The sequence below is a fragment of the Methylosinus sp. H3A genome, from assembly GCF_015709455.1.
In the GTDB taxonomy this organism is placed as follows: Bacteria; Pseudomonadota; Alphaproteobacteria; order Rhizobiales; family Beijerinckiaceae; genus Methylosinus.
In genome coordinates this window covers 94,676-121,537 of the sequence record NZ_JADNQW010000006.1, presented here as the reverse complement: position 1 = coordinate 121,537, position 26,862 = coordinate 94,676, and the positions used below count along the sequence as shown (strand labels likewise).

At 60.2% G+C, this 26,862-nt stretch carries 27 protein-coding genes and 5 pseudogenes; 18 read left to right on the top strand and 14 right to left on the bottom strand.

The window, feature by feature from the left end:
• From IY145_RS23925 to IY145_RS23880, 11 genes and pseudogenes are all read left to right on the top strand, one after another.
• On the top strand, positions 1-239 hold a 239-nt coding region (locus IY145_RS23925), incomplete at its 5' end, for a hypothetical protein (RefSeq protein ID WP_196410780.1).
• A 66-nt stretch (positions 240-305) separates the two neighbouring features.
• Positions 306-797 (top strand): hypothetical protein, encoded by a 492-nt coding sequence (locus IY145_RS23920; RefSeq protein ID WP_196410779.1) that lies wholly within the window; start codon positions 306-308, stop codon positions 795-797.
• A 144-nt stretch (positions 798-941) separates the two neighbouring features.
• Positions 942-1,109 (top strand): type II toxin-antitoxin system VapB family antitoxin, encoded by a 168-nt coding sequence (locus tag IY145_RS23915; RefSeq protein WP_312030654.1) that lies wholly within the window; start codon positions 942-944, stop codon positions 1,107-1,109.
• Positions 1,110-1,280: 171 nt separating this feature from the next.
• Positions 1,281-1,616, top strand: a complete 336-nt coding sequence (locus tag IY145_RS23910) for a PIN domain-containing protein (protein ID WP_312030653.1) — start codon at positions 1,281-1,283, stop codon at positions 1,614-1,616.
• Entirely contained in the window at positions 1,613-2,509 is an 897-nt protein-coding gene (locus IY145_RS23905) for a toprim domain-containing protein (RefSeq protein WP_196410778.1), read from the top strand. Before IY145_RS23910 ends, IY145_RS23905 begins: the two co-directional genes overlap by 4 nt.
• A 215-nt stretch (positions 2,510-2,724) precedes the next feature.
• Positions 2,725-3,048: a hypothetical protein gene (locus IY145_RS23900; RefSeq protein ID WP_196410777.1), complete on the top strand. Its 324-nt coding sequence runs from the start codon at positions 2,725-2,727 to the stop codon at positions 3,046-3,048.
• Between the two features lie 1,292 nt (positions 3,049-4,340).
• Positions 4,341-4,481 (top strand): annotated as a pseudogene (locus tag IY145_RS26230) (HU family DNA-binding protein); the annotation flags it as partial.
• 174 nt (positions 4,482-4,655) lie between these two features.
• A complete protein-coding gene (locus tag IY145_RS25955) occupies positions 4,656-5,147 on the top strand; it encodes a hypothetical protein (RefSeq protein ID WP_246722416.1) in 492 nt (163 codons plus the stop codon).
• A gap of 215 nt (positions 5,148-5,362) precedes the next feature.
• Positions 5,363-6,928 (top strand): annotated as a pseudogene (gene istA, locus IY145_RS23890) (IS21 family transposase).
• Positions 6,861-7,587: pseudogene (gene istB / locus IY145_RS23885) on the top strand (IS21-like element helper ATPase IstB). The pseudogenes istA and istB overlap by 68 nt, the downstream one beginning before the upstream one ends.
• A gap of 294 nt (positions 7,588-7,881) precedes the next feature.
• A complete protein-coding gene (locus IY145_RS23880; protein WP_196410725.1) occupies positions 7,882-8,175 on the top strand; it encodes a hypothetical protein in 294 nt (97 codons plus the stop codon).
• 208 nt (positions 8,176-8,383) lie between these two features.
• On the opposite strand, the gene IY145_RS23875 is transcribed toward IY145_RS23880, so the two are convergent.
• Positions 8,384-9,637: a helix-turn-helix domain-containing protein gene (locus IY145_RS23875; protein ID WP_196410724.1), complete on the bottom strand. Its 1,254-nt coding sequence runs from the start codon at positions 9,635-9,637 to the stop codon at positions 8,384-8,386.
• On the bottom strand, positions 9,634-10,452 hold the full coding sequence (locus IY145_RS23870) for a DUF3800 domain-containing protein (RefSeq protein WP_196410723.1): 819 nt from the start codon (positions 10,450-10,452) through the stop codon (positions 9,634-9,636). The genes IY145_RS23875 and IY145_RS23870 overlap by 4 nt, the downstream gene beginning before the upstream one ends.
• 84 nt (positions 10,453-10,536) lie before the next feature.
• Here IY145_RS23870 and IY145_RS23865 point away from each other — a divergent pair, with 84 nt between their 5' ends.
• Together IY145_RS23865 and IY145_RS23860 are read left to right on the top strand one after the other, a co-directional pair.
• A complete protein-coding gene (locus IY145_RS23865; RefSeq protein WP_196410722.1) occupies positions 10,537-11,139 on the top strand; it encodes a hypothetical protein in 603 nt (200 codons plus the stop codon).
• Between the two features lie 230 nt (positions 11,140-11,369).
• Positions 11,370-12,113 (top strand): hypothetical protein, encoded by a 744-nt coding sequence (locus tag IY145_RS23860; RefSeq protein ID WP_196410776.1) that lies wholly within the window; start codon positions 11,370-11,372, stop codon positions 12,111-12,113.
• Between the two features lie 282 nt (positions 12,114-12,395).
• Here the strand turns inward: IY145_RS23860 and IY145_RS26655 are convergent.
• The 4 genes and pseudogenes from IY145_RS26655 to IY145_RS23845 form a co-directional block, all read right to left on the bottom strand.
• A pseudogene (locus tag IY145_RS26655) lies at positions 12,396-12,719 on the bottom strand (DUF5677 domain-containing protein); the annotation flags it as partial.
• Complete coding sequence (locus tag IY145_RS23855) at positions 12,671-13,132, bottom strand: DUF5677 domain-containing protein (RefSeq protein WP_409455328.1); 462 nt, start codon at positions 13,130-13,132, stop codon at positions 12,671-12,673. The gene IY145_RS23855 and the pseudogene IY145_RS26655, both read right to left, overlap by 49 nt.
• 221 nt (positions 13,133-13,353) lie before the next feature.
• Entirely contained in the window at positions 13,354-13,695 is a 342-nt protein-coding gene (locus tag IY145_RS23850; protein ID WP_196410719.1) for a hypothetical protein, read from the bottom strand.
• Between the two features lie 164 nt (positions 13,696-13,859).
• Positions 13,860-14,183, bottom strand: coding sequence for a helix-turn-helix transcriptional regulator (locus IY145_RS23845; RefSeq protein ID WP_196410774.1), 324 nt, complete (start codon positions 14,181-14,183; stop codon positions 13,860-13,862).
• Positions 14,184-14,296: 113 nt separating this feature from the next.
• On the opposite strand from IY145_RS23845, the gene IY145_RS23840 reads away from it, so the two are divergent.
• The gene (locus IY145_RS23840; RefSeq protein WP_196410773.1) at positions 14,297-15,034 is read left to right on the top strand and encodes a helix-turn-helix domain-containing protein; all 738 of its coding nucleotides are present in this window, start codon (positions 14,297-14,299) and stop codon (positions 15,032-15,034) included.
• Positions 15,035-16,116: 1,082 nt separating this feature from the next.
• Here the strand turns inward: IY145_RS23840 and IY145_RS23830 are convergent.
• The 4 genes and pseudogenes from IY145_RS23830 to tnpA all read right to left on the bottom strand — a co-directional run bounded on the left by IY145_RS23830 (position 16,117) and on the right by tnpA (position 18,733).
• Positions 16,117-16,350: a hypothetical protein gene (locus IY145_RS23830; RefSeq protein WP_026597733.1), complete on the bottom strand. Its 234-nt coding sequence runs from the start codon at positions 16,348-16,350 to the stop codon at positions 16,117-16,119.
• A gap of 2 nt (positions 16,351-16,352) precedes the next feature.
• Positions 16,353-17,952, bottom strand: a pseudogene (tnpC, locus tag IY145_RS23825) (IS66 family transposase).
• A 71-nt stretch (positions 17,953-18,023) separates the two neighbouring features.
• Positions 18,024-18,371, bottom strand: a complete 348-nt coding sequence (gene tnpB, locus IY145_RS23820; protein ID WP_026597646.1) for an IS66 family insertion sequence element accessory protein TnpB — start codon at positions 18,369-18,371, stop codon at positions 18,024-18,026.
• Positions 18,368-18,733, bottom strand: coding sequence for an IS66-like element accessory protein TnpA (gene tnpA, locus IY145_RS23815; RefSeq protein WP_026597645.1), 366 nt, complete (start codon positions 18,731-18,733; stop codon positions 18,368-18,370). The genes tnpB and tnpA overlap by 4 nt, the downstream gene beginning before the upstream one ends.
• Before the next feature lie 388 nt (positions 18,734-19,121).
• On the opposite strand from tnpA, the gene IY145_RS25950 reads away from it, so the two are divergent.
• From IY145_RS25950 to IY145_RS23795, 4 genes are all read left to right on the top strand, one after another.
• Entirely contained in the window at positions 19,122-19,469 is a 348-nt protein-coding gene (locus tag IY145_RS25950; RefSeq protein WP_246722415.1) for a single-stranded DNA-binding protein, read from the top strand.
• Positions 19,470-19,598: 129 nt separating this feature from the next.
• The gene (locus IY145_RS23805) at positions 19,599-19,880 is read left to right on the top strand and encodes a hypothetical protein (protein ID WP_196410714.1); all 282 of its coding nucleotides are present in this window, start codon (positions 19,599-19,601) and stop codon (positions 19,878-19,880) included.
• A 1,823-nt stretch (positions 19,881-21,703) separates the two neighbouring features.
• Entirely contained in the window at positions 21,704-22,006 is a 303-nt protein-coding gene (locus IY145_RS23800) for a hypothetical protein (protein WP_196410710.1), read from the top strand.
• Entirely contained in the window at positions 22,006-24,420 is a 2,415-nt protein-coding gene (locus tag IY145_RS23795; RefSeq protein ID WP_196410771.1) for a relaxase/mobilization nuclease domain-containing protein, read from the top strand. The genes IY145_RS23800 and IY145_RS23795 overlap by 1 nt, the downstream gene beginning before the upstream one ends.
• A gap of 79 nt (positions 24,421-24,499) precedes the next feature.
• On the opposite strand, the gene IY145_RS25945 is transcribed toward IY145_RS23795, so the two are convergent.
• From IY145_RS25945 to IY145_RS26220, 4 genes are all read right to left on the bottom strand, one after another.
• Positions 24,500-24,655: a hypothetical protein gene (locus IY145_RS25945; protein WP_246722409.1), complete on the bottom strand. Its 156-nt coding sequence runs from the start codon at positions 24,653-24,655 to the stop codon at positions 24,500-24,502.
• 270 nt (positions 24,656-24,925) lie between these two features.
• A complete protein-coding gene (locus IY145_RS23785; RefSeq protein ID WP_196410770.1) occupies positions 24,926-25,114 on the bottom strand; it encodes a hypothetical protein in 189 nt (62 codons plus the stop codon).
• A 79-nt stretch (positions 25,115-25,193) separates the two neighbouring features.
• Positions 25,194-26,006, bottom strand: a complete 813-nt coding sequence (locus IY145_RS26225; RefSeq protein WP_196410769.1) for a type IV secretory system conjugative DNA transfer family protein — start codon at positions 26,004-26,006, stop codon at positions 25,194-25,196.
• Positions 25,963-26,775, bottom strand: coding sequence for a type IV secretory system conjugative DNA transfer family protein (locus IY145_RS26220; RefSeq protein WP_196410768.1), 813 nt, complete (start codon positions 26,773-26,775; stop codon positions 25,963-25,965). The genes IY145_RS26225 and IY145_RS26220 overlap by 44 nt, the downstream gene beginning before the upstream one ends.
• Positions 26,776-26,862: the final 87 nt, after the last annotated feature.

Genomic DNA, 26,862 nt, shown 5'->3' with positions numbered 1-26,862 from the left:
TCGCACGCCTCGAGGACGAGGGAACCCAACACGTCAACCTCGCGGCAGCCATCGAGCTGCAAGATCAATTCGCTATCAGCGGCATGAATGCCGAAGACTTTCAGTTGTTCGCCCTCGCGGACTTGCTCGCGAAAATCGCCACTTGGCCGCAGTCGCGCCTCGCCGGCCTCGCACGCGCGAGCCTCACAGAAGCCGCCGAGCGCTGCCGCAAGCAGGCGCTCGCGCTCATCGACGCATGACGCCAAACGCGGCGGCCTCGCGCCGCCGCTCGCCCCCGCCAATCCCGAATTTTGCGAGACATCGCCATGCTCACCGCCTATCTGATCGATCCGACCGCCGCGACAATCTGCAAGGTGCGGCTCAACCCCTCCAATGTCGGCGCCGCCCTGCGCCACCATATCGGCTGCAAATTGCTCGATCGCGTCTGGATCGACGATCGGCACTTCGTCCACCTCGACGAAGAGGCCTTACTCGCTCCAGTGACAGGCCTGTGGTACGTCCCGCACAGCTCTCCTCAGCCCTACGCCGGCCGCGCCGTGATCCTTGCCGAAGCCCGCAACGGCGCCGTTGAGGAACCGCTCCGCCCCATCGAACATTTCGCGTCGGCGATCCGTGTCGCCCGCCCCGTCCGTATCTCAGTTCACCGACATCGAGCCCGCGCCCGCCGACGCTATGGGCGTCAACGTCATCATCGGCGCCCGCCTCCGGCTTCAAGCTCGAGCTCGAAGACCTGCCGCTTTCCGTCCTGCAAAGCTGACGATCTGCGGCGTTCTCGAACCTATCAGTATAATGTATAGTGCTGCCCGCAGTTCGGTTCCGGCGCGTCCTCCCCCGCGTCCTCGGCCGGAGCCTGCGCCCGCGCGCCGTCTCTGCGGGGCGCGGGCGCATTGCTGGTATATTCATTTTAGGATATAAGGATATTCCGAAAAGGATATACCGCCATGCCGCTCTACATCAAAGACGACGCCGTCGATAAGCTCGCCGCCCAGGTGCAGGAAGCCACCGGCGCGCCGAGCAAGACCGAAGCCGTTCGCCGGGCGCTCGAAAACGAGCTCGCCCGAAGCCGCAAGAGCAAGCCCTCGGCGAGCGGCTCGCTCGCGCCAAGCTGATCGCCGCCGACATCGGCGAGCCTGACCCCGCCTTCGACATGAAGGCCTTCACCAACGAAATGTGGGGCGTGTGATGTTCCTCGACGCTTCCGCGATCGTCGCCATCCTCAACGAAGAGCCAGAGGCCGAGTCTTTGAGAATGCGATCGAGCAGCATTCGAGAAAAGTGCTCGTGTCGCCCATCGCCCGCTTCGAGGCCATCGTCTCGCTCGCCGCCTCGCGCGCGAAACGGCGCAAAGTGAAAACCAGCGCCGAAGCCATCGCCCTCGCGATCCAGAGCGTCGACGCGCTGCTCGAAGAAGTCGAGGCCAACGAAGTCGGCATCCTCGCCGGCATCGGCCAAAAGGCCGTCGACGCCGCCGCCAATTACGGCCGCGTCGTCGCGCATCCGGCCGACCTCAATCTCGGCGATTGCTTCGCCTATGCCGTCGCCAAGGCCTACCGGGAGCCGATTCTCTTCAAGGGGAATGATTTCGACAAGACAGACTTGAAGCAGGTGAAGACATGACAGCAAAAGACATTGCGCTGCGCCTTCGTGGCCATTCGACCGGCGCCGGTTATCTATGCCGCTGCCCAGTGCCTCAGCATGGAAAGGGACGCGGCGACCTTCGGCCCTCGCTCGCGCTCTCCGATGGAGATCGAGGCCTCGTCTATCATTGCTTCGCAGGATGCGCCCCCGCAGACGTGCGCGCTCAGATCGATAAGCTCGATCTTTCCGCGCCTCCGCCTCCCGCGGAGAGAGCCGCCCCCGCAACGAGCAAGAACAGGACGACCTCGGAAGGCGCCCGCGCCATCTGGCGCGCCGCAAGGCCCGTCGCCGGCACCATCGCGGAAACCTATCTGCAGGCCAGAGGCTTTCGCGCCGCGCCCCCGCCCACGATCCGCTTTCTGCCCGGCTACCCATATTCCCGGTGCGAACGCTTCCCCTGCCTGGTCGCCGCCGCTCAGGCGCCTTCGCGCGAAATCGTCGCCGTCCAGCTCACCTTTCTCCATCCCGGCGGCCGACGCAAAGCCGACGTGGACGAACCCCGCCGTACCATTGGCCCGCTCGGCGTCGGCGCGCTCCGGCTCGCCCCTCTCGCCAATCATCTCGGCGTCGCCGAAGGCTTCGAAACCGCCTGGGCCGCCATGTTGATGCGCGCGGTTCCCACCTGGGCGACCCTCGGAACGGAACGCCTGCTGAAGATCGCCATTCCTGCGAGCGTCAAGCGCGTCACCGTCTTCGCCGACCCCGACGCCCCGGCATCGCCTGCGCCAACCGCTTCGCCGCCGCGCATCCGCGCCTCCTCGTCGACATCGCGACGCCCGAGACCGGAGCCGAGGATTTCGCCGCCGAATATGAGGATCGTCAGCTCGCCCACGCCTCCTGATCCTCCACTAAAATTTCTGCGCGTGCGTTGAATCGCCTCCCGTGCTATTTCTCGGCCGTTTTTGCCGCCGAGCGCTCGGAGGACGATCATGTTTCGACGCGACTGCCATCATCCCTTCGATTTCGATTTTGCAGCCTGCCATCGCCCCGTGCGCCGTCAAGGCGACCCTGTGGGCGCGCTCCGCGCGCCTTGACCGCGCGCCAAGCCGATGGCCGACGCCGCCGAAATTCTGGAAGGAGTTTCGCTATGTGCATCGCCTCGACATGTCTGATCCTCGCCACTTTTGGCTCATCCAACGTCGTCGCCGAAGAGGCACAAAAGCATCGTCTTCTTGCACAGGATTTGAACCTCGTCGCTCGACCCGAGAGCGATATCCAGTTGCAAATCTGGCAGGACAAACTGCCGGACTTAGTCAAGCAGCGTGAAGCACTTCGCCGAATCACGCCGAACTTGAAGCTTCCAATGTCTACGGAGGTTTTTACGACGTCTTTCAAGGACGGCGATCGAACGCTCGTGGTCTCCGCGCTCAATTTTCGATGCGCCACTGCGCAGGCCATTCCCACGAAATAGACTGTCCTGCACGAGTCGCGGAAGTTCGGGCAGGCTCACTGCGTATCCTCAAACAGCTACCGGAATTTCCGGTTATCGCCGTGCGTGGCACGTACGGTTTCGACGCCAGCTCAAACCAGAATCAAAAATACAAAACAGTCGTCACTTTCGATCGGGAATCGCATCGTCTGATCCCGGATGTCGTGTACGACGGAGAAGTCGGGCAGCGCGACCCAATTAATCTGCAATAGCCGGGACGCGACAATGAAAACATTCTCTCACAGCGCTTCGGCTTTGATGATGGCGTGTCTCCTGTCTTCCGGTTCAGCGTTTGCTTGTGCCACTTACAATGCGGCGCAGATCTCGGAAGCTATACAAAATTCATCGTATGCTGACGACGCATTGAAAAGTAGCTCATGCACATGGGGCGGCGCCGCCGTCGCAGAGTCCGGGGGGAACACCTGCGCCTCGAACGGAAACAATTTCGGAGTCTTGCAGCTTACGAGTGGCAATCTTCCCGCAGGAATGTCGTCGAGCCAGTATCTCAATTTGTCTCTTCAACAACAGGTCGATATCTGGCTCAGCAAGCCGGGCCTTCATCGCAAGGCAACGCCTTCAACACACTCAACTCCCAAGTCGGGCAGTCCATCAACGGCTATACGGTCACGCAAGGAACCGTCGCAGCTTGCGCGCAATTTGGTTCTCTTATTTGTTCAAAAGACTTGGCTTCCCTTCAGGCGTCTGGGCAGTGCCCGAGCCTAGGAAATGGCGGTGTTCGAGCAACACGCGCAACGCTTGCGAACCGAACTGCAAACCTCGATGGAAACGGGCAGAGCATTTGTTCATGGGTAACGCCATTCAAAACAAGATCAATGCTTCTGGATGTTCTAATCAGAAATCTGGCCAGAACGATTGCCCCCAATCGCCTACACAAGACACCGGCACACCTACGATCGCGTCCAGCGATCCATTGCCGAGCGCCGCTTCGCAGCCAACAGCCGCGAGCTCGGACATCAACGTCTCACCAACGCAAATCTGAATTGCTACCCCAGTGGCCGCACAGTCTGGCGCGTGCCGATCAAGGAAGGAAAAGCGACTTACGAACCTGGCTACAAGATCCCGGCTGGAAATTCAGATAAGTCCGCCGCGAGCGGCCTCATAGGAGCAGTCTTTTCACGATGAAGAAGTCGAACACTGTTACGCGCGATACGCTGGCCGCCGCCGCATACCACGCGGTCCCTAAAATCACTCGCGACGACGCCAAGAAAATCGATGAAAATGTTCGCGGAAATCGTTAGCGCGATCGGCATTAAAAGCACGTCAAACTCAGCGGCTTCGGCTGTTTCCTCCTGCGTTCGAAATCCGAGCGTCCAGGCAGAAATCCGCGGACCGGCAGGCCGGCGATCATCTCAGCCAGAACCGTCGTTTCGTTTCGCCCGTCGTGGCGATTCTTGGAGACGCTCAACCGCAAAGATGCGCTCGTCTCCGATCGCGCAAAGCGCGCTCGCGACGACGATGATGTCGACCCTCCTCTCGAGCAGTCGCTCGACACCGCAGCCGTCAAGGCGCTCGTCGCGGCCGCGCGCGCGAGATCGCGGCCCGAGTTCTATGCGGCAAAGCAAGCGGCCATGGCTGCTTCGCCGAGCGCCGGCGATATCCCCGCCGTCCGTGAGATGCTCGGAGATCTTCAGTCGACGCCTTGGCCGCCGGCCGGCCCCGATTCAGACCACGACATAGAGGCTAATCCTCCTTGGATCGAATTAATGAACGCCTGCTTGTTCTCGGAAATCCTTCTCGTCGATCTCGGTATTCTCGAGGAGGCGGGAGACGAGCCGTCTCCGCCCGACACAACGTCGGTGGCTGCCGCTCCAACGCGTGACGTTTCCGATGATGGCGACGATGTAGTCGCCCACGACGATGCTGGTCGAGCGATCACAAACGCCGATCTCGTGCTCGAAAGCTATCGACGGCCGCCCGAGGACGCCGTGGCGAATTTGCTGCCGCCACCGGATTTCAAAGGAAACGAAGATGATTGGGAGAGGTGGGGTCTCATCGAACAAATTCGTGCGCGGCGTCGATCCACGAAACGACACAGCGACCTGCTCGATCGCTCCGTTTAAAGGCCTTACACATGCTCTCGACCAAGCAAGCCACGATATTGATCCTCTTCTACTGGGTCTCGGTCGTGGGCGCTTTCATTATCGGTCGCCAATTGCCGGTGTTATTCGGCGTGCAACTTTGACCCCCATACGAGGGGATCAGCGTCGAAAATTGACCCCCTCAGGTGAAGGCCGGACAGTCCGCCCGCAATGGTTGAAACGGCGGGCGGTGGGGGATGTTGATTGTGGAGACGATCGGACGAATCCGTCGCGAGCATTTCGTCAAGGGCAAGACGATCAAGGAGATCGTTCGCGATCTGGGCATTTCACGGAACACGGTCCGCAAGGCGCTGCGGTCGAGGCAACCTCCTTCGCCTACGAGCGCGACAATCAGCCGTTTCCCAAGCTCGGACCTTGGTCGGACAAGCTCGATGAGTTTCTGGCGGAGAACGAGAAGAAGGCGCAGCGCGAGCGGCTGACCCTAATCCGCATTTTCGAGGATCTGAGCGGGCTGGGCTACGCGGGCGGCTATGACGCCGTGCGTCGCTACGCGCGCAAATGGCGCAGCGAGCAAGGCTCGCTGACAGCCGCCGCCTATGTGCCACTGAGCTTCGAGCCGGGCGAAGCCTACCAGTTCGACTGGAGCCACGAGATCGTTTTGCTCGACGGCGTGACGACGACCGTGAAAGTCGCGCACATGCGTCTGTGTCACAGCCGCATGCTTTTCGTTCGCGCCTATCCGCGTGAGACGCAGGAGATGGTTTTCGACGCACATGATCGCGCCTTTTCCTTCTTCAGGGGCGCCTGCACGCGCGGCATCTACGACAATATGAAGACGGCGGTGGAGACGATCTTCGTCGGCAAGGAGCGCAAGTTCAATCGTCGCTTCGCGCAAATGTGCAGCCACCATCTCGTCGAGCCGGTCGCCTGCACGCCGGCCTCAGGCTGGGAGAAAGGCCAGGTCGAAAATCAAGTCGGCCTGGCGCGGGAGCGGTTCTTCACGCCGCGCCTGCGGTTCAAGACCTATGAGGATATGAACGCCTGGCTTCTCGATAAATGCGTCACCTACGCCAAGGCGCATCCGCATCCAGAAATCGCGGACAAGACGGTCTGGGAGGCGTTCGAGGAAGAGCGCCCGAAGCTGGTCCCGCTGCGCGGGCGGTTCGACGGATTCCACGAGCTGACGGCGTCGGTGTCGAAGACCTGCCTCGTGCGCTTCGACAATAATAAATACTCGGTCAATGCGAGCGCTGTCGGCGCCCCGGTCGAGATTCACGCCTACGCCGACCGCGTCGTCTTTCGCCAAAACGGGCGGGTGGTCGCCGAACATGCTCGCGCCTTCGGACGCGGCGCGACAATCTTCGATCCTTGGCATTATGTGCCGGTTCTCGCGCGCAAGCCCGGCGCGCTGCGGAACGGCGCGCCCTTCAAGGACTGGGTGTTGCCGGGAGCGATCGAACGCGTGCGGCGCAAGCTCGCCGGCAGCGACGATGGCGACCGCCAGATGGTCAAGATTCTGGCCGCCGTCCTCGATGATGGATTGACCGCCGTGGAGGCCGCCTGCGCCGAGGCGCTCAGTCAAGGCGTCCATTCCGCCGACGTCATTCTCAACATTCTCGCCCGCCGGCGCGAGCCGCCGCCACCGCCGACGATCCCGACGCCCGAGTCGTTGACGCTGCTGCACATGCCGCTCGCCGACTGCGCCCGCTATGATCAATTGAGGAGAACAGCCTGATGGAACGCACCAAGCTCTTCGATCTCATGGGAGAGCTCAAGCTCTTCGGCATGAGGAACGCCTATGACGAGGTGATGTCGAGCGGCATAAAGAGGCAGCATGAGCCGCCGCGCATCGTCGGCGATCTTCTCGAGGCGGAAATCGCCGAAAAGCATGCGCGCTCCATCAAATATCAGATGACGATCGCCAAACTGCCGCTGGCGAAGGACTTCGACGGCTTTCAGTTCGACGGCACGCCGATCAATGAAGGGCTGGTGCGCGATCTCGCCGGCGGCGGCTTCCTCGACCAACAACGTAATTGCGTTCTCGTCGGCGGAACCGGTACGGGAAGACTCATCTTTCGATAGCGATCGCCAGAAATTGCATTCGCGCAGGAAAACGCGGCCGATTCTTCAATACCGTCGAGCTCGTCACTAGGCTCGAGACTGAAGCGCGGGGAGGCCGTCAGGGACGCTTTGCGGAATATCCACGAGAATGGACTTCATCATTCTCGACGAGCTCGGCTATCTGCCCTTTGCGCAATCGGGCGGACAATTGCTCTTCCATCTGATCAGCCGGCTCTACGAGCGAACGTCGATCATCGTCACCACCAATCTCGCCTTTGGCGAATGGCCCAGCGTGTTCGGCGATGCGAAAATGACCAGCGCGCTGCTCGATCGCCTCACTCACCATTGCGACATCGTCGAAACCGGCAATGAAAGCTGGCGCTTCAAGAACCGCGCCTGACGCCCCCGATCACATCGCGAACCGAAACGCACTCGCCCCGGCTGCGCAACCCCGCCAGCTCCGCCGGGGCGAGCGCTCGCGTTCCGCCCTATGAAAAATGGGGGTCAATTTTGAACGCCGATCGGGGGTCAATTTTGGATGCCGATTGACATGCCGGACTTCCTTTCCGAGCTTCGAAGCATACAAGCCGACTTCGAGAAGAGGCGCGTCGACGTCGTGGACTTGAAAAAGCAAATTGACGAACTGAATCGCCGGTGCTTCCAGGACAGCTATTAGAGAGACGAGCCAGCCAATATGCCGATCTCACTTTGGCCGACTCGCCGTCGCCGCGTCTCGAAGCAAAATCTCCGACCGGTACGGCATCCGCCGGCCGTCGTTGCGCCACCACAATCGCACTTCCATGGCGTGTTCATCGTCAGGCTTCATCAAGAGCTCGAAGACTGGCGTGCGACCCGCCTCGATGCCATCGACGAATGCTGGTCTCCTCTCGCTTTGGCTATGATTGAAATCGAAATCCACGTGCTCTTGCGAGCCGTTCGTGAGAACGCCGACAAATTGGAGTTGTTCGGGAGAATGCCGAAAGGTTGATTTGTTAGCGCGTATTGATCCGGTTAAGATCGGCACCCACCATTTGTATAGCGGTCGATGCGACGCGCCAACGCCGCTGATTGGCCGGTTCTGACCCGTTGCGGTCATTCAGATCCGAGACAAATTTCGTGCTTGCAAAACCTCTACCTTTGCAAGACCCAGAACGCTCATTATGGAACGCTGATTGTATGCTATGAACGTGTCACATCTATAACTTCAAAGTGTAGTTCCCGGCCTCGTCAAAATAGGGGGACATCGCCAGTCCTGCCGCATTGGCGAGGTGATCGAGGGTTCCCCGAAGCCCTCGTGCGGCTGTCGCGTCGTCGGCCGGAACTTGCTCAAAAATGGATTCGACCAAATGATAGGGCTGGTTCTTTAAAGTGCTTGACGGCATGTCGACAGACAGCGCGCCCTGAGGCAGGAAGTCTTGCAGCAAACGAAGGCCGCCTACACCCGTAAGGCTCGCCAAAATCGCTATAGGAGGCTCTGCGCCGAGCCGATGCAGCGCCTGCATGTAGAGCCGGGCATAGCGAATTATCGTAGCTTCTAGATGCGGCAAGATTAGCCCGTCGGAACCCCGCGCGATTGACGAACCTACCGCCTCGACAGCCCCCGTACGGAACACCTGCGTATAAGCGCGCTGGGGCTTAGGCGGGCCATCCATATTCGATGTGACGGTGAGGCCGTCAAACGTGATTTGATGACGGCGAGCATGCGTGTCGAGTAACGTTGGAAACTGATTTGGGTTACCGGCCGCTTGCTGGATCGGAAAAGTGCTACCGATACTGACGGCACTAAAGGGCACGATATGCAGAGCAAGCACACCACCATCGAGCAAGGTAACGGGTGTATCGCCGCCTTCGATCCGTGCTGACCGCTCGATGCGGAAGTTTCGGATTTTGTCGGCGACTGTGGCGGAGAGGGAAAAGACCGCGCGAAGCTCATCGACATCGATCATATATTTGCCGTTGCTGTCGCGCGCGTAGAAACGAAAGACGTTTTGATAAGTGACCTGGTGGGGCGGATTCCAGCTCTTGGCGATACGCATGACGATAGCTGCGCCCCCGCCTGCCAGCCGCACGGCGGCGGTTGACACTCCCGAGATCGCCGGTCGGATGCCAGACCTCAACAACTGCTCAAGGCGCAATATTTCCTTGTCGGGATCAGGGTTGCTTATGCCTACGATTTGCGAGGGCAATCCGTTCGTCTCGTCCATCCCAAAAACCAAGTAGCCGCCCTGGCTGTTTGCAAACGAACTAGCGTCGTATAGAAATTCTTTTTTGTCGGCGTCAGTCGATCCGACGGAATCTCGTTTGTAGTCGAGCGATTTTCCTTCCGGCTCGACGCCGATCAGGTCAACTAGATCGGTCTCGGTTAATTGAGTGGGCTGTCTATCTGCAAAAAGCATGGCGATTACCATTCCATGAGCACGTTGTAACTGCTCCGGCGGATTGCCGGTCAAACCGCGCCGGATGCGACGCGTCCTTTCGACCAAGCTCTACGTCGCTTCAAATAGTCTTCGTGCTTCGCTGCGCGGTCGCTCTCATATTCATCGATGATTCGGGCGATGTAATCCGGCGTTACCTCGTATACCGACCACCCTGGCTGTCCCGGAACCGGCTCCTCCTCGTTTCTCTCTGAGAAACCGGGAGCCGCCCCCAATTTTATCGCCCGCTTGTCTTTAGTGTGAGCGTGCGCCGTTATGTCGGCCAATTGCAGCAGCGGGCTGCATTCCTTTTTTTCAAGAGCGTAAGAGCGGAGTAGGTCAATTCCGCCCGTATCAAGCCTCCACCTTCTGTCCTCAAATAACCGGGCGGTGTCTTTTGCGTTCTTGTGCCCGTCTTCAACCACAACGGAGAGCTTGCTTTGCGGGCCATAGCCCATCACGGTTCGCATGAGCCCGTCAAGGACGCCCATGAAGCAGATGCCATATTGACTGGTACGATGCATCTTCTGGGGGCGACGGTCCAAAAAATAGGTTTTGTAAGTCTCATACGACAGCGATACCGTGAAGCACTCGGTGAGGTGTGACGCCCCCAGCCGGCCGAATTCCGTGTAGATATCGAAGCACTTTTCTGCTGACCATCCCTCGAACTCGCCCTGCAAGGCTCGAAATTCAGAGGCGTGAAATACCGTGAAGCCGAACTCGCGCTGGATGCGCGTCAGGGCGCGCCGGCATCTTTCCCAGCGACCAGCGGTCGAGAGCATGGCCGACATCACCATGTCCGGCGCGGGGCCGTGCGTATCGCTTTCGTCTATGTAAGCGGTAAAATTCATGTGTGAGCGCGCCAGTCGTCGGCATTCGCGTCTGCCACTCGGATTCTTGCCCCTCGCTTTAGCCAATTTTCCACCAATACGACAGTGCAGGACAACATGCCAAGCCCCTCTGACATGCTCGCTGTGAGCCAAACGGCTCAGCGTTTAGCCTCAGGCTACTATGCATTCCTTGTGGCTCACTTGGTCGCGGTGAACCCGAAATCGATCAATTCACTTCCGCCCCCAAAGGCGCTAGGCGAGGACCCGATTGGCGAAATCAAACGAAAGGACGGAACCACTCACACATTAAACCTGCGCCACTACCTTGATTTGCTCCGCCAAGATCATGGGCTGCAACGAGAGCTGTTACGGGCATGGGCCATGGGCGCGCTGCTGACACTAGGCGACGAACTAGAGAAACATGGCTATTTTGATCGAGTTCCAGAGTTGGAGCTTGTATATCACCTACGAAACGGAGTCGCTCACGGAAACCGCGTCAACATCACAAAAAACGGGCGAGCTCGGTTGGCAAGGTATCCAGCTCATAATCGAAACGCCGCTGTGAAAAGCCCTGCCGGGGTCTTTTATGAAATAACGCCTTTCCTGTCAGGGCAAGTGCTCTTCGACTTCATGGGGCCTGCCGACGTTATCGACTTACTGCAATCGGTCGAAATTCACCTCTCCAATGCAGCCGGTGCACGTCCGTAACGTCCATTCTGTTAAGCCCCGCCACCACTCAAAATCCTCGCTTTTTGAGTGGTGGCGCAAAAGGCGCATAAGCTCCAGTATGGAGTCCTCTCGGGCGAAGGTCTGCTCCCTGGCGCCCCTTGGCCGTTCGGGACCGCGAACGAGGAACTCTGGCCCGAATCGGTCATTGACCTTTGATGACCAGAAGGTCTCAAATCGGATGCAAGCGGCCCTTCCCAACGAATCCCGACGTGTCTACTATCGCGGGCGCTGCAATTCGTTCGTCAAGCGTGTTAACGGGGCTCGCCGGATGCGGATTTTTGTCTTTTACTCACGTTCGTTATTCTGGCCTGCAAGCCTTTACCGACTCGGCCGAACCGACAGAAGCCGCCGCACCTGTGTCGAGAGCCAAATCCTGCGGCGAATCTATCCCGAACACATCTACCGAAGAATTCAACAAGAAATGTATTGCATTGGCTGGCCCACTGGCGGCTATGCGAGGCGGAATGCTTGTCCTGCGCATGGACAATGGTGACAGAAAAAACTTCAATAACAAGGATGGAACTGGCGCAATGGAAGGAGGCTATGGCTATGGCCTCGCTGATTTTTATCCATCGACGCATATTTTCGTCGTGGCAGACTTCGGGGTAGACGCGGGTCGCATCATTGCTGTCGATGGTCGAACAGGACGCACGTTGGATTTCGGATATGCATCCCCTCATTTTTCGCCGCTCGGAAATTGGGCGCTTACGATCGAATATGATGTAGACGGAGTGACCGAGTCTGATTTCGCGATCCTCGATGTCCGAGGCAAAAAGCCAATTAAAATATGGGCGTCTAAAACTAGTAAGAAACGCTTGCCGGCGAAAGCCAAATTCGCTGCCTGGGTCAATGACAGAACGATAAGCTTTACGAGCTCCGGGCAAAAATCTGTGTTTCTTTTCCAAGCCGACAATGGCGCTTGGGACATAAGCACAACGATGCCTTCGAATTGAGGATGGCATCGATGACGGGCTGCCTGCGCATCCGCTTGCCGATGCCAAATCGATTCAAGTGAGCAAAGTTCCGAAATCTGCCTTCGATCGATTCCGGTCGTTTCGACGGTCTGCCTACGAACGTCCCCTTTTGGCGCCCCTTGGCCGTTTGGGACCGCGAACGAGGAACTGTGACCCTAAGCAGACCCTCAGCCCTGCATCCATGAAGCGAGCGGCTACGGACCTGCAATCCGCTAGACCTCTGGCCAGGATTTGCCTGCTAAGTAGGATTCATGGGCTTGATCAGCCGCCATAAGCCGATCGCAGATCGCGGATATCAGGAACCATATAATCGGCCACCTCCTGCCCACCCATGAATCGCGCGAAGTCCTCAGCGGTTTCGAGGCTGAAGAGGGCGACGCTGTAAAGCAGTTGCGGACGCGGGCGGTTCCATTCAATGTTGGGAGTGAAGCGCCCGTCGCCCTGAGTATAAAGGTGATGAGCATACAGATCACTCCATGCGCCATGCACATTCTGCGAAGCACCCGCGAATATCCCAAGGTAGGCTTTGGCAAGTCCTACGGCCTCGGCCTTCTCGTATAGGTTCTTTCCGCCCCAATCCCGTTCCCTTTTCGCGGGAGTTCCTCGGGCGCGACGCCCGAACTCTTGAACATCCGATCGATCGAGCGACGCATCCGATCCTCGATCGGACGTATGATGCCGCTACAAGCGTCGACGTTTTCATTGATCGCCTTGAGCAGGCGGCGCTCATGATCGAGCGAGTGCCTCACATAGCGATCAAGCAGAGCCAGATCGTACTCCTGCAGCAGATAGCGGATTGCCACAACGGTCTCGAAGGCGAGGCGCGCAAAAATGAAGCTGGTTTCCCGGCGATGCTGCACGGTCTGATCCAGCATAGCTGAAAGCAGCTTATAAAGGCGCACCATGTTGCCGCCGATAACAGCTTGATCTCGTGTCCAAGTTCCGTCGGGTCCGAGGATGCTAATGGCAATAGTGATGTAACTGCCGGTTTCGATCATGAGATCGAGTCCGAGACTCAAATAGTCTCGCTCGCTCTTGAAACCAGCAAGCCGTTCCGGGCTTACGTCGACCCGATCAATCTCTGGAAAAGGGGAAGCTCTCTTGCCTTCAGGGACTGCGTCTTTCATGCCATGTTCCGCTAAAGGAATCCGTTTCGCAGCCGCTCCGATTGCTCGGAGCGGTGCGTTCGATCAATCCTGAAAAACACGTTTTCGCCGCGTCACGGGTGGCAGTCACCCGAATACCGAACCTCGACGCCGACCACATCGGTCCACGAGGCGCCATCGTCTTTTGTTTGCAGATGAATCACCCCGCCGTACTTCGTTTCTCGATAAAATACCGAGGCCTTCTGGGCGCGGTTTGCGGAGCCGACAAGCTTTTCCGGGACAAACGGGGTGACGACCGGCTGAGACCCGGCCGGGCAAACGGGTTTTGGAAATTCTCGACCGCTGATCGCAGTCCCGCTGAAATCCGGGTCGAGGAAATTTGCTGACGCTTGCCCGCCGGCAACAACGGCGCCGAGCAACAAACCAAAGACGCCGACTGTTCTCTTCTTCGTCATGAAATAATCCTCCGTGGCCTATGCTTCGTCCGCGGCGCCCGCGAGAACCGCGGTTCGCCGGCGCGCAGCGCCGATGTCGGAATCGACCGAGGGAAAGACCGACCTTCCGCGCCTTCCGATACCGAAGGGTCCGTTCACCGATCACAGCTCCTAAATCGAGCCGCTCACCGCTTCGACCCCACCCGCCTGGCCTGCTGCTTGCGCGGCCGGCCCGAGACGATCGGCCGCGCGATCGTCGCGGGCATGGGATCGGCGTCCACGAGGACTCGCACCGATATTCCCAGCTTTCGAGCCATGCGGTCGAGCGTCGGCAGCGACAGCGTCGCCGTGCCCATGCAAATATTATAATATGTCTTATCGGAGACACCGAGCACTTCGACCGCGAAGCGCCGGCGCGGTATTCCGCACTTTTCCTCGATCTGCAGTAGCTTCGATCGAACGATCTTCAGCAGCTCAGGGCTATCGTTTTCGCAGGTTTTTTCACTCATTGGCGCATCACAGCCCGAATCGACTCCTCCGCGACTCTACCATCGAACTGGGCGGAAGAAGACGACTTACTTTCATTCCATCATAATGTAGGCTGTATGCTCGATTTGATTCGATGGAGGAGAACAGGCCCCGAAAAAAGAAAAGCCCGGCGCGACGGCCGGACCTCTCCAAGATCGCTAATGGGGGACGCCAATCCCTCAAAAGCCGGGAATATGAATGCACCGGCCACATTAGCGATCTTCCGAAAAATTGCAAGAGGTTGCGCGTCCCGCGCCACAGGATTTCTTTGCCTGTTTTCCGCTTAAATAGCGGAGAGCAAACGATGAATCACGCCCAGACGACAGGCTCGACGGGCCGTCGGCCCGACTTTGCCGCGAGTTATCACGCGAAAAAATTGTTCGACGCGCCCTTGTTCGCGGTCACAAACAAGGAATTGCTCAAAGCCGCTCGGAACGCCGTGAAAGCGCTGCGCCTCGATCGCAGCGAGCGCCAAACCCTCGAGCAGCTCGCGCTGTGCTTCGGCGGCCAACAACTCGCCCACGGCCTCTTATGCTGGCCCTCGAACGCTTCGATCTGCGACGCAACCGGAATGAGCGACAGCACCGTCCGCCGCGCGCTCTCCAAGCTCTGCCGCCGCGGGCTCATCACGCCGCGCGAGTCCGCAAACGGTAAACGGTTCCCGATCAAGAACGCGAGCGGGGAAATCGTCGACGCCAGAGGCTTCGACCTCACCCCCCTCTTTGCGCGCGCAGGCGAGTTTGCCGACCATGTGCGCATTGTCGAAATCGATCGACGCTTGAAGCGTCAACTCCGCGACGATCTCACGGCGATCCGCAACAAAGTGTTATGATCTGTGCGCGGACGACCCTCATGGTCTCGCCGGCGTCGCGAAGCGCGCCGAAGAGGTTCCCAGACCTTCTCGCGACAGTTCGGCCGACGAGCTCGCCGGAATCATCGGGTCATTCGCAGAGCTCGCCGAAGAAGCTCGGACACTCCGTTACACCGAAACCCTATCGGAGAATATAAGCGGGTATGCCCATCAAAATGACGGGCATACAAAACAAGAAGCTAAACGCTCTATCGAAGATTGCAACCAACGGAGCGACGCTAACGCGTCGCAACATCCTCACGAGAAGCGCGCCTCCGGCGCAACTTTTGACGCTAGCCGAGAAGAAGTGTCTGGGACCGTTCGGAAAACCGAACAGCATTCCGTGACCTTCGAGCTCGCAATTCCAAAGGATCTGTCCTTGTGGCGTGAGGCGTGCCCCGAGATCGAGTCCTTCGCTCCCGTTCGGTCGATCGAGGAAGCCTCCGCGACAGGCGCGACGCTCATCAAAGCCTGCGGACTTGCGCGCCACGCTTATGAGGACGCCATCCATCGTCTCGGCGCCCTCAACGCCGGGCTCCTCGCGCTCTTCGTCTACCAGCGACACGCAGACGGCGAACGCCCGGGCGGCACGCCCAGTTCGATCGCCGGGCGGCCTGTTCGTCACCTTCCTCCGGGATCGCCGACGGCCGCGAGGATCTCACCAAGCATTTGCACGCGATGCAGCGGCGCCGGCGAGCGAAGCGATACCACTAGGTCGAGGGCCGCCCGCCGATCGTGGCCGCTTCGGTTTCGCGTTCTTTCGAGCCAGCGCTTTCTTCGCAGTTTCCGCGGGGACGTCGGGCCGCGCATTGTTGTGCGTGCGTTCTGGTCGCGCCTGACGGCGGCCTATCGTCGCGAACGTCTTCCATCGCCAGACGGGTTGTTGCGCGAGATCGCTGTCTCGACACTCGCCCGCGTTCGGTCCTCGTCGCCATCGCCTTCAGGCGGAGCACGGCAGGCGGCGGGAATCGGCGCATGGTGAATCCAGTCGACGCTCGATCGCGGTAGAGCCGTTGTGTGAAGAGTAAGCATCCGGCGTGGGCCGCAGGCGATGGGCTGAAGCGTCAGGCGCCAGCGCGCGACTTCAGGTCTTTGTGGATTTCGATGAGCTCGACGAGAGTTTCGATGCCGAAGTCGGTGAATGCGAGAACGCCGTCGTCTCCGATGCCGTAGACCCAGATGACGCCGTCCTCGGTGTCCATTTCGAGAGCGACGTCGTGGATGAAGTCGACGCTCTCGCCGAGGCGCTCTGCGACGCGTTCGACGGTCGTGACATGATCGACCTTGTTGACGTGCATGCTCAGGCCGCCAGCGCCGATGCGCGCGGAGCCGACGCTCGCCAGTTCCACGGCAGCAGTTCATCGAGCCGATGCGCTGGATGTCCGGCGATGCGCGAGAGAACGTCGGCGAGCCAGGCCTGCGGATCGACGCCGTTCATCTTCGCGCTCACGATCAGGCTGTACATCGCTGCGGCACGCTGGCCGCCGCGGTCGGAGCCGCAGAACAACCAGCTTTTTCTGCCAAGGCGATGCCGCGCAGTCCGCGCTCGGCGGCATTGTTGGACAGGCACACGCGCCCATCCTCGAGGAACAGCGTGAAGGCCGGCCACCTCTTCAGCATGTAATGGATCGCCTTGGCGAGATCGTGCCCACGCGAGAGTTTGGCGAGCTGTTCGCGCAGATAGTTTTCCAGCGCGTCGACGAGGGCGGCTCGACGCCTGTCTGACGGCGAGACGTTCCCCGGCGCTCTTGCCGTTGATCGACCGCTCGATCGCAAACAGCTCGTCGATCCGGCGCACGATCTCGACGGCAATCGGAGAGAGCGGGATTTCCTTTTTCCCCGCCGCTTTGCGCCGCGCATTCTCGTCGATGTCCGCCATTGCGAAGAACGGCGCCGCGCATGGACCCAGCACGCGGCCTCGCAGATCGCGCCGGGCTCGCGCCCCGGCAGATACAGCTTGCCGTAGCCGTCATAGGCGTCCGCTTGCAGGATGCCGGACCAGTTCGCCAGATGGCCCTGCGGATGTTCGCCGCGCCGATCGCGCGAGTAATAGAACATCGCCGCTGCGGCCCGGCGCCGCCGAAGGGCGCGTCGTCGCGCACATAGACCCAGCAGCGGCCTGTGTCGGTCTTGCCCTTGGCCAGCACGGGAACCGTGGTGTCGTCCCCGTGCAGCCGCTCGGCTGCGGACATGCGCCTCGACGAGACGCCGCAGCGGATCGAGTGCGGCGCAGATGGAGCCGACGGCGTCGGCCATGGTCGACAAGGCGATCGGCGCGCCTTCGAGAGCATAGCGCTCGGACTGGCGGTTGAGCGGCTGATGCTGGCCGAACTTCTCGAAAGCGATCATCGCCAGCAGGCTCGGCCCCGCCCAGCCGCGCGACGACATGGAACGGCGCCGGCGCCTGGGTGATCTTCTCGCAGTCCCGGCAGGTGAACTTCTCCCGCACGGTCTCGATGACCTTCCACTGGCGCGGCGTCGTCTCCAGCGTCCGCGTCACATCCTCGCCGAGCTTGCGCAGGCGCGAACCGCCGCAGCAGCCGCAGGCCTTCGGCGCCTCGATCACCACGCGCTCGCGCGGCAGGTGGTCAGGAAAGGTTGCGCTCCGGCCGCTTGCGCTCGAAGCCGGCGACCGTGGTCGTCCTGGCGACGGCGCGCTCCGCGGCGAGTTCGTCTTCCGTCGCGTTCGCTTCCAGCTCTTCGAGCTCCAGCGACAACTGATCGAGCAGCCGCGCCGAGCGCTCCGACTTCTGCCCATAGATCTGCCGCTGCAATTTGGCGATCTGGAGCTTCTGCGCGGCGATCAGCGCCATGTCTTCCGACGCCTTGGCGAGCGCGACGGCGAGTTGCGCTTTCAGCACGGCGTTTTCGTCGAGAAGGGCTCGGGCGGCGGCGTCCATGAGGCGAAGTGAATCATAAAACGCGCGATTTGTGGCGCCCCAAAATGCAGCCGACCCCAGCTTTTTCGGCCTCACCCGGCGCTTTGTGGCCTCCAGGTGAGTTGCGGATTCCGCCAATCGATCCCCTCGAGCATATAGGCCATCTGCCCGGCCGAGATCGACACCGCGCCCGCGTTCGCCGAGGGCCAGATGAACTTTCCGCGGTCGAGCCGCTTGGCGTAAAGCGACAGGCCGACCCCGTCGTGCCAGAGGATTTTCGCGAGATCGCCGCGGCGCCCGCGGAAAATGTAAAGGTCACCCGCGTGCGGGTCGCGTTTCAACTGCTCCTGCACCTGAAGAGCCAGCCCCTGCATGCCGCGCCGCATGTCGGTGTGGCCGGTGGCGATCCAGACCCGGCAGCCCGCCGGCAGAGGGATCATCGACGCAGCGCCTTCACGACCCGCGACAGCGCGGCGGTCTCGACATCGGCCCACACGAGGATCCGATCCCCCTCGGCGAGAACGATCTCCATCTGGCCGGTCGGCCCTGGAGGGGAACATTCTGTCGTCGTGTCCGACGTGATCGTGACGGGCAGGATCGGCGCGAGATCCTGCGGCGCGGTCGGGACGACGCCGAACTGCCGACGCCAGGTGAAGAGTTGGTTGGTGTTGAGGTCGTGCCGCCGCGCGACCTCGGCGATCGAAGCTTCAACCTCGAGGCTCTCGTCGACGATCCGGCGCTTCTCTTCGAGAGACCATGATCGGCGCCGGAGAGCTGGGGGATCATCATCATTGCGCGACATCGGCGATAGTGTCCACTTGTAATAGAAGCGGACACGATCATCGCGCCACCTGTCAGGCAGCTATCTCAAAAACCGCAATCAACGCCAGGCGGCCGCCGCCGGAGGGATACTGTGAAGATGCGCCATCGAGAGTCTCTCTCTGGATAAGCTCTGAGACGCCTCTCCCTTCGCATGTCGTCAACGCATACGTCCCGTTGTCCGGGCGACGGCCACTGGACACGAAAATTTTCCCCTTGGCGCGTGCCGCGCCAATTCCTCGCGATCGCGCGCGAGCGCGCTTCAAAATTCCCGCGTCCGGACGTGGCTCGGCGCTTCGCTGGCCCCTCGCCTGCGGCTCGGGCTCTGCCCCGACAATTTCTGGCCGTTTAGCGCCTCCATCGCGAGGGAGATGGCTCCTTCGCAGAAAAATGGAGTGAGACAATGTTCGATATGGCCCGTTTCCACATCATCGGCCGCGTCGGCAATATCAAGACGTTCGAGAAGAACATGCGGATCTCGATCGCCGCGAACGCTTCCTACAAAGAAGGACGGCGAGTGGGTCGACGAAGCCGACTGGAACGAGGTGGTCGTGTTCGACAAGCGCACGATGCAATATGTCTCCGAGAAAGTCGGAAAGGGCGACTACGTCCGCGTCGAAGGTCGGCTGCGCCAGAACAGCTACGATCGCGCCAGCGAGACCGTCTACACCGTGGAACTCATTTGCGACGAGTTCAGCCGCTTGCCGAAGAGCGCCTGAACCTTCCGGGCCGCCCCGAGTGGGCGGCCCTGCCCTCGCGCCCCACTTTCTGATAGGATCACCGCCATGAACGCCCACTCGGTCACTTTCGACAAGCTCGTCTACCTCGACCGGCTCAAAGCCGCCGGTGTGCCGGACGACGTCGCACGCGCCCACGCCGAAGGCCTAGATCAAGCCTTGCGCGAGTCCGTTGCGACCAAAAGCGACTTGGAAAAAGTCGAGGCGTCGCTCCGCAGCGACATCACGAAGGTCGACGCCAAAATCGACGTCACCGGTGCCGACTTGCGAACAGAGATCGCAAACTCGGCAAACCGTCTCGCGGCCGAGTTCAACGCCACGATCTACAAAGCGATCGGCGTCGTCGGCGCAATGATCGCGGCGTCTTCTGTCGTCGCGCATTTTTGGAAATAGCCGACGCTCGACGGGCGGCTTCGGTCGCCCGCTTTCGATCAAAATGCCGCACGCCTCGCAAATACTCCGATGGTCTAACCCACGCGCTGTTTTCGCCGAGCCGGCGCCTCCCCGGGCATGAACTGAAACCAGCGACCGCCGAGCTCACCCTTATAGGGCTGGTTCAAATCCTTGCGCCTCAGCCGAAACGTCACCGTCGTATTCGGGACGCCGAGTGTCAGCGCCCACTCGTCCCCACTCTCTACTAAAGCATCGAAGCCTTCTCCGGGCCGATCCACGTCGGCCAAAAAAATCGAATGACTCATAATCATAGGTCCATAAGCCACTCGCGGAACGGAGGCGAGCTAACCCGACTCCCCGAACCGTCGTACATTGAAAGCGAAAGTATCGCTCTGCTTCTATTCCGATCGTCGTAAAAATGCCATAAGGAACTCAAAGAAATCGTATATCAAATGGAGAAAAAAAGGCGTTCGAGCGCGCCAAAAGCGTCGAGCTCGACAATTCCTAAGAAAAGCTAAATTGATCGTTGCGTTCGAAAAATTCGACGAGAAAATCAATCGTTTCGACTTTTTTTTTTTGGTTTCCTTGTCGGGAACTCGGGCGTAAACAAGCCTCGAATCACGGATGACATTCGAAAATTCAGCTGTAATTTAGCCGGAAAGAAGAATTCGAATTCAATTCACGGTCGACGATCCGACGTCGAATTCACCATCGTTTGCGAACTTTCCTCGAATGGCCTCGCCATCCCCTTCTCCGCATTGATAGACTGTCACGAATTCAGCGTTCGCTATGCGCGCAGCAGCAGATGCTTCGCAATGGTCGACTTGCCGACGTTTCCAGAAAAATTCATCACAGCAATCTTCATTCTTCAGATCTCCCTGTGCGGCGGAGCCAGCGCTTTAGCGGCTTCTCCGCTTCCATGAACTGAGTTGCGAAGTCGTCTCGCTTCTTTTTGTCGAGCATCGCCGCGGTTCTCTCATAATCGTCCGTCGCGCATCGTTCACCATATCATTTGATGAAGCCGACGACGACCTCTCCACAGCGCTCGATTTCGAACCCTCCGGCGCTTCCAAACGCCCTTTGCTTCCCCGCCGTCCCTCGGCTCGGAGCCTCGATCGGTATTTCCAAAATGTCCCGATCGACATCTGAAGCCCGACCTCCGACATCGCGGCTACCAGGTCTGCGGCGGTCGCTCCTTCCCTCTCCTTAAGCTCGAGCTCCGGCAGGATTTGACGCAGGAGCGCAATTTTCGATCGAGCGCGCACCTTCTTCACGGCCTCTCGCAGGCGGTCGACGTCTACGACCATTGGAGCGCTCTCGTCTTCGGACATGTGTTCTCCCTCCTAACGGAAGCTGAAGCTATCAGATCGGCTGCGGCGCGCCAATAGAATGTCTGGGACTGTCTCTGGTACTGTGTTGGAGTAGTCAGGTTCTGGGATTAAGTGTCTGGAATCATCAGGGAGTATTCCATAATGGACTTGATATATCGTGAAATGACTTAGAACTGCCTGTTTTGGTCATGAGAGGCGTTCGGTAGCGGAAATTCGAAAGTGAAACGAAGGCGAAAGGGGCAATAGAGTTTTTTCTTATTTGACAAGATACCGGTTTGTTGAGTATGCCTCGGACCAGGCGCTTTGCCAAGCGCGGTCGAGCCATGGCGGCGCGCGCCACGGCGCGCGAATTGCCCCCTCGCCCCGAACTCCCGCAATGGTGCAGACCCGAAAGCCCTCACGATCCAAGCGGCGCGTTCAGGCCGACATGACGGCCGAGGACTTCGCCCGGCTTGATCAAGCGTGTCGGCTATTCGGGGTCGAAAATCGGAATTGATCCGTCGGCTCACGCGGGCGGCGCTCGACGTGGGACCAGCGCTCTCCGTCGACAACGCAGCGAGCTTGCGAGCCGTCTCCAAGGAGCTGCGGGCGATCGGCCGCAACATCGCGCAGATCGTCAAAGGCATTAATCTCGGCTACGCGCCGCAGCTCGCCGAGGACGAGGCGTTGTTCCGCGCCACTCACCAGGCTCTGACCGATCTCGACGTGAGAATTCACGAAATGACGGTCGCTTACGGCACAAGGCTGCGCCGATCCGCGGGCCTGAAGCCTCTCGCCGAGAGAGAACCGGGCTGATGGAGCAAAATCTCCGAGTCTATCTCGTCGAGGAAATGAACCGCCTCGCGTCGCGCGCGCGAACCGCGACAGCCACCGCGAAGGACCGAGATCGGGAGATTTTGGAACGATCCGCGCCGAGGCGACCTGCGCGAGCTCCAAGCCGCTCGCGCCCAATCCGGGAACATTCGCGCGCCTCGCCGGCGGACCCGAATCCCCTTCCCCACGCGACCGATCGCGCGCTTCGTGGAACCACGATCACCGGGCGCGAGGACGAAGAAAAGCGCCGCAGCCTGCCGAACGCGCCGCACGGCGGGGCCGCGAAAGCCCCTCGCTCGTCCGGCGCCGCATCCAGCGGGCGTACGGAAGCGTTTCTAGGGCGTGGGGCCTCTCTGCAATCGCGGGCCGGCGCGCTGGCGGGCGGCTATCGGCCCGCCGTCGTGAAGGTCGTATCTTACGCACATGGAGCCTCACGCGCTTCCGCGACCGCGAACTATGTCGATCGCGAGGACGTCCACCTCGAAAGCCATGACGGCCTGGAATTGAAAGGCCGCGAGGCCATCAATGCGGAGATCGCCGCATGGTCAAAGGACTTCGAGCAAAGGGCTGAAAGTCAGGACGTGAGTTCCGTGCGGCTGGGCGTCATAGGCCTGCACGATACCGCCGTCGATCGCGAAGCGCTCGGAAAGGCGATGGCGGCAGCTTTCAAAGGCCACAGCTACGCATATCGCATCGAAAAGCTACCCGGCGGCGCCATCGAAGGACGCGCCGTCGTCGCGTTCGCCGGCACGTTAGGGATGCGAACCGAGACCGACTGGCGAGACGGCGTGCCTTTCGCCAAGACGATCGAGGAGCGGGAACGGTTCACAGTGACCACCCGCTCGATCGGAGACCCCGAGAACGCCTTCGCCGAGCGAGTCTTTGCGCCGAAATCCGAGGCGCGGATGAAGGCCCGCATCGAGGAAGCGACCGGCATTGGCCAGCACCGCCTCAGCATCGAGCCCGCGCGCCGGGCAATGGTCAATCGAGCGTCGTTCACCGCCTCACCCAGCTCGTCGATCGCGGGCCCGCCACTTCCGGGTCGGGCGCGACCCTCTCCGACCCTTCCTCAATTCAGGCGGAGTCGCGCGCATGGCGCGCGGATCTCCGCTCCTTCAAACCCCGCGACACGATGCATCTCATCATTTCGTCGAAGGCCGGAACCGACGTCGACGCCTTCGAGATCCGTCCGCGGCTTCCTCCACGAGCAGTTCTCGGATCACAAATTCATCTTCGGCGTTCACACCGACAAGGAGCACGCCGGCCATGTCCACGCTCACGCGATCGTCGCGGTTCGGAACGCCGAGGGTGTGAAAATTCACCCCGGTCCGCAGGACTTTCGGGCATGGCGCGAGGTATTCGCGGAGCACGCGCAGACTCAAGGCCTGAAGATCGTCGCGACCTCGGCGGCCGAGCGCGCGTCGTCCCAAAGCTACGGTCCGAAGGACAAAGCAATCGTAGATGCGGCGGAGCGTCCCCGGCCCGGGCGTGAAGCGCGCGACCGCGCTTATGCGCGCGATCCGGCAAACCAAACTCTCATCGAAAACGCGCGGCGTCGTATCGATCGCGCGCACACGAACCCCATTCGATTACCAGCCGGCGAACCTCAACGCATGGCGGTCAATGAGGCTCGCAGCGCCTGGTTCGACGTCGCCAAGGCGAATCCGACGAACACGACCGCGGTCGACTTGCTCAGACGTGTCAATATGTCCGCTGCCGCGGGAGACATCCTTGCAAAAATCGCAATTCGTGTAGAATCATATCATTCACAGGAGGGACCAATGGCCGGCGCCACATCCGAACAATTGTCTTCCGACCTCACGACTTTGAATGACATCGTCGATAGGGCGTCTCAAGCCCTCGACCCGTCCACACGCGAGACCTTCCTCGAAAGGTCCGGGCGCTACCTCGAAACTCTCGCTACGCGAGTTGACTTCACACGGCTGGCCGAGCAAGGCGCTCAGGCCGTTTCGGCACAGACCGTGCAAGCGGTCGCCGGCGTCCGCGGCCAGCAGCTGGTCGATCGTGCGCAAGAACTCGCAAGGACCGAATCCCAAGAGGCGCAAGCGGCGGGACGCGTGGCGGATGTGACTGCCGCGGCCGAACGTAGAGACGAGGCCAACGCCGGGCTCGACGCGACGAGCGCGAAAGACTTGCTCGACGAACGCCGAGCGGCAGCCATCACCGAACGTGACGCCGCGCGAGAGCAGCGAGAAGCGATCGCTGCGCGTGAAGCGGCCCGACAGATCGAGCAGAACCCCGCTCAGGTAATCTCGCAAAGCCTCGCGCAGGATGACCAGCTCGCCGCGCTCCGTCGCGAGCAGGAGCGTCTTGCCGAAGAGATGAAAGTCGAAGAGCGCCCGCAGCGGCAAACCCATGGACAGAAAATGTCCTGACGTCGCGACAGCCCGAATCGACGAAAAAAGGCCCGCAATCGCGGGCCTTTTTCACGTTTCCTCTCCACTCTCAGGAAGCTCACCAATATGGCCGATAATAAGGCCCGTAGTAGTAGCCATAGCGCGGCGCCGTCGCTGCGCCGATCACGGCTCCGCCTATCACACCGGCCGCGGCGGCCGTGGCCACCGCAGCAGCCGCCTGGTCCGATTGAGCGCGATTTTGCGCATAGTTCACGCGCGCACATCGCTCGAAGCGCCTTGTCCCTGGTCTCAGTCCTGCGGCTTCGCAAGTATATTCAGCGTTCGCCGCAGATTCTTGCACCGATTGACACGCAGACAGAGAAACGGACGCAAACCCCGTAATTACGAGAGCCTGTGCAAATTTACGCATTCCACAATCCTTTCGTCGTCTCACTTCAGTATAGCCTCGGCGCTCGAAGCGTCAGGCGCTCTCAATGAACCGGGCTACTTTTGCAAGCAGCGTCCGCCCATGACTCTTCGATCTCTATGCAGCAGCCCGGACCTCGTCCATTTGCTTGTTAAGCAGATTTCTCAACTCGAGCAGCGCTCTGTCTTCCATGACCCCACCCTCGATGAGCGCGTCCAACAATTCGATCACCTTTTGCCCGTCATCGGCTTGAACACCCTCGACCGCTTTCAAGACAGCGCCTATGGACAATTGGTCAACGGTCAATTGTGGCTCACTCGTCCCCTTCGACGGTTCGACGTCGTCGATCTTCGCCGTTTCCGCCGAAGGAACGACGGCCGCCGGCTCATTCCACCGATCGCCGGCCGCGCGGCGCGGACATCGGAATCCGGCTCTGGAGGCGGCTCATTGTCGCCGTCGATCGCCACATAGCCCGACTCCTCCGGGAGCGCGTGATCTGATCCAGTCGCCACAGGTCGCTTATCCGGTTTCGCGTCCTCGGTTCTCGCCCGGCGAGAAGCGGCCCCATATCGCGATCCTTCCACCGTTCCAGCTGCGGGAGCGGCATCGGAGCCTCGTGGTATCGCGCATAGAACTTCGCAAACGGCGAGTCCTCATAGTGACGCAAAATGCGCAGCACGAAAGGCTTCGCGCTTCGAACGACGAGGATCGCCTCGCGCGGGTCCATTTCCCCGCAATTCTTGCGGGTTGCGGAGAGGCTGTGCTTCGTAGTGAATGTTCTCCGTCGAGCTCGTGAACCATCCTGCCCTGCGCGTCGCACTGGCGTCACGACCTTGATCGTTCGATCGCCTAGAAGCTCAGACACGTAGTTCGCCGTCTCGAGATCGTCGATCGCCAGAAACAGCTTCACCTGCGATCCCGCCAGCGTCGACGCGCGGATCGCCTTACCGTAGAGCTCGTCGAGCTGCGACAGCGACTGTATGATGATCGCCATACGAAATTTATATCCGGCAGAGATCGTGATCTTCGTTATCAAGGAATCCATGCGGCCGAGGTGGTAGAACTCGTCCAGCATGATCAACACTTCATGCCGTTCCTCCGCGACGGCCGCTTGTTCATCATCAAGTCGTGGATCTGCTGAAACATGATGCGGATCACCGGCCGGAAAGAACGAGCTCGGCGAGGCCGCAATGCACAAAGACCGCCATCCTCTGCTGACGGAACTCGCGCAGATCAAAATCCGAAGTTGCCGTCGACGCGGAAACGAGAGGATTGTTCCACGGGTTCATCGCCATGTTCACGTTGAACACGGCGCTGTTGCGCGTCTCCGGCTCGAGCGCGACATATTGATTGAACCCATCGACGATCCAGCGCGGCAACAAGGGGCCTTCGCTCTTCACCAACCGTGCGAGCAGACTCGAAACGTCCTTGCCCGTCGTCGTCATCCTCGCGACGCCCCGGAGGTGACGTGAGCCTTCGCAATTCGGGGAAGTCAATACATAACCGATCAAAGTCGACAGCAGCATACGAGCAGAGCCCGACCATGTGTCGTCAGCACGCTCGGGAACGAGAAATCCCGCGACCACCATGCAGTCGGTCGGCATGTTTTCATCACGCCGGATGAAATCGAGCGGATTGTACCGATGCGTGCTCGCCGAACCGGGCGAAAACAGAAACACCTTCACGCCTTTGTCGCGAAGGAACCGGGACAAAATATCGAAGTTTTCCCTTTTCACGTCCCAAAATACGAACGAGCCGTCATGGTCGTAGCCGTTTGGAAGAATGAACCCGGTGCCCTTGCCGGAACGCGTCGGTCCGACAATCAGAAGATGCGCCGGATCGGCGTTTCGAATGAACCCGCCGTTCAGCACGCCCAATATAATTCCGCGCTTTCCTGTCATCCGCCGCTTCGCTGCATCCAGCACTGTGCCGAAGCTCGCATCCCCTTTGTGCTTCGCCGGCGCCATCGTCTTCGTGAGAATGAACAAGGCGGCGCCGATCGCGAACACGACGCCGACGGCAATCCCTCCCCGCTTCAGCGCCTCGTCTCTCGT